Genomic DNA, 12,145 nt, shown 5'->3' on the forward strand with positions numbered 1-12,145 from the left:
TCGCCTACTTGGAAAATCCTGTAGATTTTCCTCTGGCAAGTACCGGTTTTCAATTGTCCGTGACGAACCACGCCACTGCTCATACACGTTAGCACCACACTGTAAAATTTGTCAATACAAGAAAATAGAGTATTAAATTGATATTTTTGTATCTTTGATTAAAAGCTAATAAAATGGATTTACAAACAAGAAAACTAGAACTTATTCAAGAGTTTTTAAAGATTCAAAGTGAAGATGTAATTTCACGACTTGAAAAAATCCTTAAAATAGAAAACAAAAATTCTGATAATGGAGATTTTAAACCACTGACAATTGAGGAATTTAATTCTCGAATTGACAAATCTATGGAAGATTCAATAAATGGTCGACTAATAGAATCTAGCGAATTAAAAACCAAGATTGATAAATGGAATTAAAATTATTTTGGACTGATTTTTCTCAAAAAGAACTAGAAAACATTTATAGATACTACCGAGAAAAAGAAGGAATTCGAATTGCAAAAAAACTCGTTAACGGAATTTATAATGAGACTTTAAAACTAAAAAGACAACCAGAAATCGGGCAAACTGAAGAACTTCTAAAAAATAGAAAACAAGAATTTAGATATTTAGTCCATAAAAATTATAAAGTCATTTATTGGATTAACAATAAAGAGAACAGAATTGAAATAAATGATGTTTTTGATACTCGACAAAACCCAATAAAAATAGATCGAAAAAAATAAAAGCCAGTTGCCAACAACTAAGTATTCGGCTCACCGATAGGCCAGAGCTGAATATTGTGTTGACGAATCCGGTTGGTTTGCCGTCGTCAGCCCCGTGCTTCTCCTCCTTTGGTGACCTGACCGTTGAAAAGATAGATTTGGGGATTTTCCGTTCTGAGATATTTCTTCAGTCCCCTGACCAGATACTTACTTAAAGGGACATAGCGGTCGATCTTCCCTTTTTTCTTGGGGATAAAGACCGTTCTGCGATCAAAATCGAGGTCTGCCAGTTTCAGGTTGCAAAGTTCGTAGCTCCGAAGTCCGCAGCCATACAGCATCCCGATGATCAGACGGTGCTTGAGGTACCTGGGCGCTTTTAAAAGACGCTTTACTTCTTCCTGGCTCAAGACCGTTGGCAGTTTTAAGTCCCGTTTGATCTGCGGCAGGGCCACGCGCTTGGCCTCCATGCCCATGACCCTGTAGGCAGCGTGGAGTCCAAAAATGGTGTGCTTAAAAAAACTTTCGGAAGGGGTCCTGTGAAGTTTTTGGCAATAATACAGGTAAGCCTCAATATTTTCCACCGAGAGCGTTTCCTGGCTTTGTTTGTAGTGCAGCGCAAGGTGTGCCAGACACCGCAGGTAATTGTTTAAGGTGCTCGTGGCCTTGCCGTTAATGGAAAAGCTCTGCTCCAATCTGTTCTGAAGCGTGCTGAAACCGGGCACTTCCTCATAAGCACGATCAGCAATGGTTTTACTTTTTTTTAAACATGATATTAGATTTAAAATTTAGATACAAATTAATAAATCTATTACATTTACGGTAGGGACATCCGATCTGAACTATTCAGGCGGGCTTCCAACCGGTAGGGAGGATTCGTTCAACAACGTTGTGGTGCATTAAAAATAACTTTACGAATGAAAAAAATAATGTCATTTATATTTTTATTAAGCCTGACTTTTTCAGCTTTTGCGACTGAACAAGAAATGGACTTATTGATAGTTGAAAACGATACAATTTATCTAAAAACGTCTCTATTAGAAAAATTGGAATTGGAAACGCCACCATTCGGAAATACAAGAGAGAGAGCACCAAGCACAGGATGTTGGAGAGGATATCGAGCAATTTGGAAAATAATTGACAACAAACTGTATCTTGAAAAAATAATTCGCTGTAATTCTGACCGTGGAAAAGGAGAACAAGATCTTATAGAATTGTTTAAAGCCAATGGATTTGATTTTAAAGAAAATAACGGAATGATACTCGCTGATTGGGTTACAGAGGATTTTTATAAAATGAATTTCTCTTCCTCAAACTATTATAAGGACAAAATATATCTTTATGATGGTTGGAATGAAAAAGAAAAGAACAAGGACAAAAATTTGAAATTGAAAATTAAAAGCGGAGAAATAAAATTGAACAGACTGAAAGAATAAAAAACTTAAGATGTGTATAAGCAGTAGCTTGTCCTTACCTACTTGGAAAATCCTGCGGATTTTCCTCTGGCAAGTACCTGTTTGCAATTGTCAGTGACGAACCACGCCACTGCCCATACAGGTAAACGTTGCCCTTAATTCCCTAAATACGCAAGATTGACTCCTTAAACTAACGTTTAATTTGTAAAAAGAAAAAATACTGAAAACCAAAATAAAACAATTAAGACTGATTATACAGAACATTATTTAAACGTTGGTCCGAATAGGAGAAAATTGTGCACATTCGTTAATTGTACGTATATTTGTACTTAATTAAATACAACATTATGCAAATCACAACTGTTTCTGATTTCAGAAAGGATATTAAAACTTATTTGGACAGGGTTACAAAAAACTTTGAAACTTTGATTATAAATCGTGGCAAAGATTCTGGAATTGTAGTTATGTCCCTTCAGGAATACAATTCCCTAATGGCAACTAATCATGAATTATCTTCTCGTAAGAATGAATTGAGATTAGATTCCGCAATCGAAAAATTGAAAAGTGGAGTAACTTTCAATCAGGATTTAGTCGTAGATTAAGATGAAATATATATTTGTTGACGAGTCTTGGGAGGATTATCGTTATTGGCAGAAAACTGACAAAAAGAAATTAAAAAAAATAAATGAACTTCTGAAAGACATAGCCAGAAACCCTTTCGACGGAATTGGGAAACCTGAACCACTGAAGCATAAATATTCAGAATTTTGGTCAAGACGAATCGATAGCGAGCATAGATTGATCTATCAATATAACGAAGGAGAAATTTTAATCGCAAAGTGCAGATTCCACTATGATTGAAAAAAAAGAGCTGCTAACAATGGTAGCCGTTGCACAACCCCATAAATTCACAAAAAACGAACTAATTTAAGCCCTTTTTAGGGCTTTATTCTTTCTCAGCCCCATGAATTGGGAGCGTCCCAAAACATTACAAAAATATTAGTCAAACTTTGACTAACATCTTTAGGGATACATAAATTTATGAATATCTTCTCTGCTGATTTTAGGGTTTGCTCCTTCGCTACCAGCAACTAACGCACCGACGGCACAAGCAAAATCTATCGCTTTTTGCGGATCGGTCTTTTTAAGTAAATCGTTAATTAACGATGCTAAAAAGGAATCGCCCGCCCCAACTGTATCTACAACCTCTATTTGGTAACCACTATTGTAATAATACGTGTCATTACAATATAAAATAGCACCATGACGCCCTTTAGTGACACAAATGGTTTTGGTATTGGTATGCTCAGCTATAAATTTAATATTTTGCTCTAAAGAATGTGTTCTGGAGTCGAGCATTTCTCCGATTTCAAAAATTTCATCATCATTAAACTTGATAAAATCTGCTGCTTTCATTAAATGATTTAGTACCTCTATAGTGTAGTAGGGCTCTCTTAAGTTAACATCAAAAATCTTATATTTCGCCAACTTCAATAACGCGTACAAGGTGTGTCTTGAAGTATCATCTCTGGCAACTAAACTTCCGTAAATAAAAGCATCGGCAGCTTGAGTTGTGTTTTTGGTGTTTTCGTTTAATTGAATATTGTCCCAAGCACGTGGAAATTTAATATCATAGGAAGCCGATCCTTTTTGATTCAGCATCACCTTTACTTTTCCTGTTTTTAATCGTTCGTCAACCTGCAAGTTTTCAGCATTCAGCCCTTGCTCAATAATATAGGCTTCAATTTTATCTCCTTTTCTATCTGTTCCTATTCTACTGATAATTGACACATTATTCTCTAAAGATTTTAGACGTAAAGCAACGTTTAAAGGGGCTCCTCCTATTTTTTTATGTGTAGGAAAAACATCCCATAACACTTCTCCAAAGCAAACTAGATTTTTCATTTAATTGTTGTTTAAAATGTTACTGTTTAGGTCTTTTACACACTCTTCTACACCCCTATTTACAATGTTTCGATACGCTTCAGTGTAGGCTTCCACAAAGTTTGGAGCGTCCTTAAGTGTTCCAAAAATAGATTCCAGGTCTAAAAATGTTTGAGGACGCTCTATGGAGGCTTCTGCTTTTTCATGCAAGACATCTTTCATCGCATCTTTAATCGTTAAAGCGTTGCCTTGCTCATCTTTACCTAAACTATAAATTGCCCATGCTGCAGTTACAAAAGCTGCCAATTTTACGGATCCATTTTTTTCTAACTGCGCATTTACAGTCGGCAAAATAAATATTGGAAACTTAGCCGAACTCTCTGAACAAATTCTATCGATTTGATCTTTAATATTGATGTTCCCAAACCGTTTTAACAATGATTGTTTGTAATCTTTTAAATTAATGCCTTCTAAATCGCCTAAAACTGGCGTGACCTCAACATCCATATAGTGGTTTAAAAAAGCACTAATGTTTGGGTTGCCAACAGCTTCGTCTATGGTATCATAACCTACCAAGGCACCAAGAATACCCAACACCGAATGTCCTGCATTTAATAAGCTTAGTTTCATTTTTTCGTAAGGCACGACATCATCCACAAATTGCGCCCCGACCGTTTCCCATGCCGGTCTTCCTGCACTAAAATCATCTTCAACAACCCATTGCTTAAAAGGTTCGCAAACCACAGGCCAAGCATCATCAATCCCAGTCGTTTCAGTTAAATTAGCGATATCTACAGGAGAAGTTGCTGGAGTTATTCTATCGACCATAGCATTTGGAAAGGACACATTTGCTTCTATCCATCCCGTAAGATCAGGCTCTGCTCTTTTAACATAACTCAATAACATTCTTTTGGTCATGTGACCATTCCCTTGAATATTATCGCAAGATTGGATTGTACACCCCTTCAAACCACGTTCTTTTCTGAGCTTTAAAGCTTGCGCTACATAGCCAAAAATAGTTTTGGGTGCCTGCGGATGCTCTAAATCATGTTGAATCAACGGATTACTAAAATCGAATGCTTTGGTAGCTTCATTATAATTATAGCCGCCCTCTGTAATGGTTAATGAGATGATTTTAACCTCTGGACTGGCCATTTTTTCGATCACTTTAATTGGATTTTCAGGAGCAAATAAACACTCTACTATGGAGCCAATGACGCGAGTGGTATGGGTGCCATCTAATTCTTTAACAATTAGGGTATATAACCCATCCTGTTCTTTTAAGATGTTATATATTTTGGTGTCAAAATCTAATAAGGCTACACCACAAATCCCCCAATCTGTAACCGATGGATCATGCAACAATTGGTCTGTATATAGCGCTTCATGTGCTCTATGAAAACCACCAATACCTACATGTACAATGCCTGTTTTTATTTTGCTTCTGTCATAAGTTGGACAGGGAATTCGGGTGGCTATTTCTGCTAAATTCTTCTGATTAAGCTTGATGATGTTTTCCATGATATTTAGATTTTTTGATTTTTGCTGCGTTTTAGTGCCCAATACGCTGTTCCAAAATAGATTAAGGTACAGATGAATGCATAGCGGTAGAATATCTCACGATTTTCAATATATACCGATTCATTTGAACTACCGAAGAGTACGATACTGGCGAGGATGATGGTAATTAGCAATGTAAGAACAGAAACACCTCTTAATACTTGGGTAAACACCGACGTATCTTTAATGAGGATGGGTTCCAATTCGGCTTTTTGCTCTTGAAACTTCTCAATGTTCTCATTACGTATTTTTTCTTTTTGCTCTGCATCAGGATATTTATTTTTAGCGCCATATCGCCCAGCCAAAAATGTATACACAATAATGGTGAATACCCAAGTTGGTAGAAATAGATAAAAGAAAGACATCGCGTTTAAAGCATTTAATCCAAAACCAAATAGCAGACCTAAACCCCACGAGGCTATAGCTGGCGTACTAAAAGTCAATTGACGGTAGTGCGACCAATAGCGTGTATATCCAATTCGAGGAAATATTTGATGTTCCGCAAAGACAATCGCTCCTACCGGCACCACTAATAACCCGGCGTAGGTAAGCAAGGGCAAAATTTGTGAAAACACAAACGGGAAGCAGGCCACCACCATAGTGACCAACCCCACCATTAGCGTTGTTTTACGTCGCGATTGTTTGTTAAAAATGGCCTGTGCAGCCAAGCCTGCTCTGTAAAGATTAGCGACGGCCGTAGTCCAACCCGCGACGATGACGATGACAAAACCTGACCAGCCTAAGGCATAATAAGCAACATCACCAGGATCAAGTTCTACAATAGATTTTCCAATGATTACCGCTGCACCTGCGCCCATAATTCCCGCAGAAACCCAAGCCACATAATGACCAAACATCATTCCTGTACTTGTGGCCAATCCGTAAGATTTCTTTTTTGCAAAACGCAGTAAGGCCATATCAATAAGTCCAAAATGCGTTATGGTATTTGCCGCCCATGCAAAACCGATAACTTCAGTCAGCCCAATCCCAGGTTCGCCGTTACTATTAACACCCGTCCATATCGATTGGTCACCCAAATTTATGAAATCACCCCAACTGTCTGGTATTGTTTTTCCCAATACCTCTAAGGATAATGCAGGTAAAAGCACGAATGCCCCACAAGTAAACATCACAAATAACCATGGTGCACAAACTCCTGAAAAATCGGAGACGGCATTAAAACCGTAAATTGCTATGGCCACAACAACTGAACCTACAATCAATACGATCATTATAAACCATAAATTGGTGGGATACCAATTAAGCTGCGCCGGGATATTAAATGCAAAACGAACCGCTGTTGAAGATACTGTAATCATCGCCGCAGAGATCACAGTAAAAATAATAACATTAGCCCAGTTATAAAGCTTGGTCATTGAATCTCCTGCGATCTTATTGAGATAGGTATACAAACTTAATCGCGTATCGACGGCAATTGGAGAGGTAATAAGTGTCCAACTCAATACGGCCAAAATATTACCAATCAACAATCCCAATAAAATATCCCTGGTGGTGGCGCCTAATGCAACAAAAGTCGCTCCTATTACAAACTCAGTCGCAGCAACATGCTCCGCAGCATATAATCCTGCAAAGTGGGTCCAACCATGCAGTCTTTGTTTAGCAATTGGTAATTGCTCTTCCTCTAAGTTTGCGAACTGTTTAAAATCGTTGGATGTGCTCATGGATGTGATTATTTAAAAATTAACTCAACTGTATTCATATATTTTATACGCAATTTAAACGAGATTTTTATGCTCGGCTTCTGAAACAGATAAAAGCGTCATATAAAGGCTGTTACCGCATTAAATTTACAACTATAAGATAGTAACTGCGAACTGCAAAACAGCTTTTTCTTGTTCAGGATTCCACATTGCCGTAACCTCAACGGGTAATCTATAATTGATCATGGATACATCCTTACTAAAAGTAAACCCTACATTTACTATATTTCCTGCATCTTCTGTATAAAACGTTTTATCGGTGATAAATGACCACGCACCACCTACAAAAAGTGATAGGCTAGAATTTTGATTCTTCCAAATTTTACTGCTGACTTCAAAATAGTGTGTCCAAGAATTTATGAAAGTGCCATCATCCTGTATCTCATAATCATGAGAACCACCGCCAACTACGGTCGCAAGATACATTAGCGTATTTGGTGTAATATGATATCCAAAACTAATATCTACAAAATTATAGCCCTGAGTTTTATCGTAACTAAAATAGTATAAGTCATCCCCCCGCTCCTCTACACCTGTGTAATTATTATGAGAAACGGCCTCCAAAAAAAACCGATCGGAAAACCGGTATTTGGTGTAAATTGACAACTCTTTATAATACGCGCTTTCAATGTCTCCCGTATTTTTGTGTAGAACATCTACACTTGAAAAACTAGCGCCACCCCACAAACCAAAGGTGAATTTTGAATCTCGGGTATTGTATTCTAAGCTTGTTGCTATTACAGCCCCAGGATGAACAACAGACCCATGCCATATATGCATATTTTTTAAATGCGCATTGACCCTAAAAGGCACGTACTCATCATGGCTATATGCTTTTTGTGCTAAGGCCGAATTCATAGTAAATAACATGATCAATCCTAAACTTATTAGAATTCTGTTTGACCCTATGTTGTTTCCTTTTAAGAAGCTAATTCCCAACTTTAATTTTGATTGCACATTCATGAGTATAGAATTATAATTATCAAATATTTACAAACGTCACTTTTACGCTTATTAGCCAAATGTATTATAAAAAAATAAATAAAACCTAATAATCTGACAAAAATTTTCCCTTTAACATTCTTAATACCTACAAAATATCAATTTATATTACAGATTTCATAATAAAATACAAACAAAGAATACAGCGTTTATATGACGTTTAATTAATATTATGTATATTTGCCGTGTAGAAAATAAATTCTACATTTGTTGCCTCAATTTATTTATGGAACCTAAAAAAATATTAAATATATCTGTAGATTGTGTCGTATTTGGATTTGACATCACCAACAAATCTTTAAATGTGTTGCTTATAAAGCGTTTTTTGAAATCTGAAGATGCTAAGGAGGTTTTGATAAATGATTATGTGTTAACAGGCTATCATGTTTATGAAAACGAAACTTTAGACGATACGGCCACAAGAGTATTAAAAGAGCTGACTGGCTTGACCAATCAATATAAAAAACAGTTTAAAGCTTTTGGAGATCCAGATCGATTGATGAATGAGAAGGATCTGGCCTGGATTAAGAATCAAGAATTTAATTTAAGAACCACTACCATCGCGTACTACTTTTTATTAAAAACTGAAGATGTGGATTTAAAAAGCAATACCTATCAACCACTATGGTTTCCTGTTAGCAACTTACCAGAACTAGGTTTTGATCATGAAAAAATAATACTGGAAGCTTACGAAGATTTAAAAGTGAAATGCTTGTCTGAGCCTATCATATTTAAATTACTTCCGGATAAGTTTACCATTAATGAGGTACAAGATGTGTATGAATCCATTCTTGGGATAGAAATAGATAATAGAAATTTCAGAAGAAAGCTAATCAAGAAAAAATACATCATTGCTCTAGATGAAAAACAAGTAGGTATTTCAAAGAAACCTGCCCAATTGTATATGTTTAGCAAGGATATTTATCAGAAAATGTTCAAGAAAAACTATTTGATAAGTATTTAATAGAAGGTATAAAACTAAAATCCCGCTGAATCAAGCGGGATTCATTTGTCCTCTGGCTTACATGTGCCTCACTTTACTTTGGTCTCCTTTTAAACAGCTTTCACAAAAAATAAGCGTATCGCCAGTAATGCCGTGTACATTTCGCACCCCTGCATCTATAAGTATTTGTAATTAGTGTTCTGAAACGTTTATAGCTTAATTTTTTAAATTTAGAAAGTAAGATTCTCTCATTTGGTGATCATAAGAACTGTAAACCTTAATTGTTTAATACGAAGCTCCTAGAATCAAAAGTCATTCTATATCTTATCGATATTCTGGGCTCTCAAAATTCCATCGGGTACTGTCATCCCAATCCTCTCTAGAATTCCCGTAATTTGGATAGCAGTCTTGCGCCTTAAGTGTTGCTGCCAAATGAAGTAGATTATAGGTCATAAATGACTTGATCCCTTATCCAGGGCTGTACAAATACCTTGACGCTAGGGCACCACAAAAAAAGCCTCTCTAAAAAGAGAAGCTTTGATTGTTGTACAGGTGGGGAGACTCGAACTCCCACACCTCGCGGCACTAGATCCTAAGTCTAGCGTACATTTGCCTAAACAGCATCAAAGTTATTCATTTTCAATGGTTTACATGATTTTTAATTTTCCTTGATATCATCTAATATCAATTGATTTCAGCATTTGTTGTACCTATGTTGTACCTAAAAAGAGCAATAAATTCGTACCTTTAAGGTAATTCTTGGGCAAAAAAATACATTCCAAACAGAATGTTGTACCTATGTTGTACCTGATTTGACTTTCGCGTACTAAACAGGTCAATTATGTCTTCAAATGCAAAAATAGTTCTGCGCAAAAAGCCCAATAAAGAAGGCTTATATCCACTTGCTATCCGAATTACGAAAAACCGTCGTTCAACCTTTCAATATATGGGGCACTATATAGAGTTGGAAGATTGGGACAAAAGAAATCTCTGTATTAAAAAATCCCATCCCAATTCGGAACATCTCAATAGTTTAATATCTACTCAACTCTCAGGAGTCAATAGAGCATTGATTTCTCTGCAATCTGAACATAAAGATGCCTCCGCAAATCAGATTAAAAAAGATATTTATCATTCTCATAGCAACTTAACATTCTTTGAATTGGCAGAGGAGCATCTCGAAGATTTAGAATGCTCAGAAAAACTGAATAGGCTGTCCTGTGATAAGGCATGGATAGGATATGTTCTTAAATTTTACAAATCCAAACATCTTACTTTCCAAGAAATTGATGAACGATTTTTAAAGAAATTAATTATATATCTAAAATCATCCCATAAATTATCTGAAACATCTGTCATGAACATTATGGTGCTGATGCGATTACTATATAATAGGGCCATTAAACTAAAAATAGTCGTAAGAGAACTATATCCATTTGGGGGTGATAAAATAAGGATCAAATTCCCTGAATCAAATAAGATTGGATTGAATATACAAGAAATACAAAAAATTGAAGGCCTTAAAAATCTAACAATTGTCGAACTGCATACACGTAATGTTTGGCTATTCAGTTTCAATTTTGCAGGGATGAGAGTTTCCGATGTACTTAAGATAAGATGGTCAGATATTAATGATAATCGACTTCAATATAGAATGCATAAAAACTCCAAGTTAATTTCTATGAAAATTCCTGTAAAGGCATTAGCAATCATAAACCTATATAGAAACGATAGAAAGGATATTCATGATTTCCTGTTTCCTGAACTGAAAAAAGCAAATCTCAGGGATGCGAAGGACGTTTACAATAAGCTTAAAACAGCAAACAGAAAGTTTAATGTGAATTTAAAATCCATTGCAAGAAAAGCGAGCATAACTAAAAAACTCACTATGCATATTGCCAGACATTCATTTGGAAATATAGCTGGGGACACAGTTCACCCGCTAATGTTGCAAAAGCTGTACAGGCACAGTGACTTAAAGACAACGCTAAATTATCAAGCTAATTTTATATATAGAGAAGCAGATGATGCTTTGGATAGTGTGGTGAATTTTTAAAGCGATAAGGAACAGCCATAAAACCCTTTATCAATATGAATATCGAATAGATAGATAGATAAGTTCAATTTATAGGATAGAACATAGTTTTATAGAACATATAATACTGACTACTAAACGGTTGTATATTAAATATTAATATAGTATGTTTATACTTATCTAAAACCCAAACATGATGACTTCTAACAGACCAAAAGGAATTAAGATAGACCCAAATAGATTGCATCCTAAAACTTCAAAGCGAGTCCCCAAAATTTTATCTCCCAAAAAACCTAAGGATGAGTAATAGATTACTTCATTGAAGAATATTTTATCTGTAGTGGCCTATCGGCGAGCCGAATTCTTAGTTATTGTAGCACGTTTTTATTTTTTCTATCCAACTTTTTTTGTTTTCAATAATGTCAGTCAGTAATGCATCAATTTCGTTCTGTTCAATTTTTTCCAAACAAGCAGAAAGTATTGTTTCAGTTCCGCTTATTTCCAGAATTTCATTTCGGTCAGGTTTTCCAAATTCCAATGTTATTAACGACGACCAGATTCCAACACGATATTGATATTCCACAATAAATCCAACAAAACTTTGAAGTCCGATTTCTTGAATTATTTCTTTTCCAAGTTCAACTATTCCCTTGTATTCGTCAGAGTCCGATTTGCTAAAATCAAAAGGATGAATTCCTAAAAAATAAAGGTTTTTACATCCGAATAGAAAGTCAGTCGTTTTTGGATTCATAGTTTTTCTCAAATGTGCTACAACAAAGGCGTATATATAACACAGAGTGCCATATATCTCCCCTATGTATCCATGCCATTTTCTGTTTGTCGTTCTCAAATGTACCAGATTCCTATAAAGCATCCAAGGTCCAT

13 protein-coding genes and 1 pseudogene are annotated in these 12,145 nt (G+C 35.8%); 7 read left to right on the forward strand and 7 right to left on the reverse strand.

Going from position 1 to position 12,145, the window contains the following annotated elements; all coding sequences use genetic code 11:
- Positions 1 to 173 precede the first annotated feature (173 nt).
- A complete protein-coding gene (locus JEM65_RS11395) occupies positions 174 to 416 on the forward strand; it encodes a hypothetical protein (RefSeq protein WP_199599538.1) in 243 nt (80 codons plus the stop codon).
- Positions 407 to 724 carry a type II toxin-antitoxin system RelE/ParE family toxin gene (locus tag JEM65_RS11400; protein WP_199599540.1) on the forward strand — a complete coding sequence of 106 codons (318 nt, stop codon included), beginning with the start codon at positions 407 to 409 and terminating at the stop codon, positions 722 to 724. Before JEM65_RS11395 ends, JEM65_RS11400 begins: the two co-directional genes overlap by 10 nt.
- Positions 725 to 810: 86 nt before the next feature.
- On the opposite strand, the gene JEM65_RS11405 is transcribed toward JEM65_RS11400, so the two are convergent.
- Positions 811 to 1,395: a tyrosine-type recombinase/integrase gene (locus tag JEM65_RS11405; RefSeq protein WP_233530626.1), complete on the reverse strand. Its 585-nt coding sequence runs from the start codon at positions 1,393 to 1,395 to the stop codon at positions 811 to 813.
- Between the two features lie 222 nt (positions 1,396 to 1,617).
- On the opposite strand from JEM65_RS11405, the gene JEM65_RS11410 reads away from it, so the two are divergent.
- The 3 genes from JEM65_RS11410 (at position 1,618) to JEM65_RS11420 (ending at position 2,976) form a co-directional block, all read left to right on the forward strand.
- Positions 1,618 to 2,136: a hypothetical protein gene (locus JEM65_RS11410; RefSeq protein ID WP_199599542.1), complete on the forward strand. Its 519-nt coding sequence runs from the start codon at positions 1,618 to 1,620 to the stop codon at positions 2,134 to 2,136.
- A gap of 326 nt (positions 2,137 to 2,462) precedes the next feature.
- Positions 2,463 to 2,717, forward strand: a complete 255-nt coding sequence (locus tag JEM65_RS11415; protein WP_199599544.1) for a type II toxin-antitoxin system Phd/YefM family antitoxin — start codon at positions 2,463 to 2,465, stop codon at positions 2,715 to 2,717.
- Position 2,718: 1 nt separating this feature from the next.
- Entirely contained in the window at positions 2,719 to 2,976 is a 258-nt protein-coding gene (locus JEM65_RS11420) for a Txe/YoeB family addiction module toxin (RefSeq protein ID WP_199599546.1), read from the forward strand.
- A gap of 162 nt (positions 2,977 to 3,138) precedes the next feature.
- Here the strand turns inward: JEM65_RS11420 and JEM65_RS11425 are convergent, their stop codons facing one another.
- The 4 genes from JEM65_RS11425 to JEM65_RS11440 all read right to left on the reverse strand — a co-directional run bounded on the left by JEM65_RS11425 (position 3,139) and on the right by JEM65_RS11440 (position 8,243).
- The gene (locus JEM65_RS11425; protein ID WP_199599548.1) at positions 3,139 to 4,020 is read right to left on the reverse strand and encodes a carbohydrate kinase family protein; all 882 of its coding nucleotides are present in this window, start codon (positions 4,018 to 4,020) and stop codon (positions 3,139 to 3,141) included.
- A complete protein-coding gene (locus JEM65_RS11430) occupies positions 4,021 to 5,520 on the reverse strand; it encodes a mannitol dehydrogenase family protein (RefSeq protein ID WP_199599550.1) in 1,500 nt (499 codons plus the stop codon).
- Between the two features lie 5 nt (positions 5,521 to 5,525).
- The gene (locus JEM65_RS11435) at positions 5,526 to 7,241 is read right to left on the reverse strand and encodes a purine-cytosine permease family protein (RefSeq protein ID WP_199599552.1); all 1,716 of its coding nucleotides are present in this window, start codon (positions 7,239 to 7,241) and stop codon (positions 5,526 to 5,528) included.
- A gap of 132 nt (positions 7,242 to 7,373) precedes the next feature.
- On the reverse strand, positions 7,374 to 8,243 hold the full coding sequence (locus JEM65_RS11440; protein WP_233530627.1) for a hypothetical protein: 870 nt from the start codon (positions 8,241 to 8,243) through the stop codon (positions 7,374 to 7,376).
- Positions 8,244 to 8,508: 265 nt separating this feature from the next.
- Between JEM65_RS11440 and JEM65_RS11445 the strand changes: the two genes are divergently transcribed.
- Complete coding sequence (locus JEM65_RS11445) at positions 8,509 to 9,246, forward strand: NrtR DNA-binding winged helix domain-containing protein (protein ID WP_199599554.1); 738 nt, start codon at positions 8,509 to 8,511, stop codon at positions 9,244 to 9,246.
- A gap of 303 nt (positions 9,247 to 9,549) precedes the next feature.
- Here JEM65_RS11445 and JEM65_RS11450 read toward each other — a convergent pair.
- Positions 9,550 to 9,684 (reverse strand): annotated as a pseudogene (locus JEM65_RS11450) (flavodoxin family protein); the annotation flags it as partial.
- 382 nt (positions 9,685 to 10,066) lie between these two features.
- Here JEM65_RS11450 and JEM65_RS11455 point away from each other — a divergent pair.
- A complete protein-coding gene (locus JEM65_RS11455; RefSeq protein ID WP_199599556.1) occupies positions 10,067 to 11,281 on the forward strand; it encodes a site-specific integrase in 1,215 nt (404 codons plus the stop codon).
- Positions 11,282 to 11,624: 343 nt separating this feature from the next.
- Here JEM65_RS11455 and JEM65_RS11460 read toward each other — a convergent pair.
- The coding region (locus JEM65_RS11460; RefSeq protein ID WP_233530628.1) for a hypothetical protein at positions 11,625 to 12,145 on the reverse strand (521 nt) is incomplete at its 5' end.

The sequence above is a fragment of the Gelidibacter salicanalis genome (genome assembly GCF_016469035.1).
Taxonomy (GTDB): Bacteria; Bacteroidota; Bacteroidia; order Flavobacteriales; family Flavobacteriaceae; genus Gelidibacter; species Gelidibacter salicanalis_A.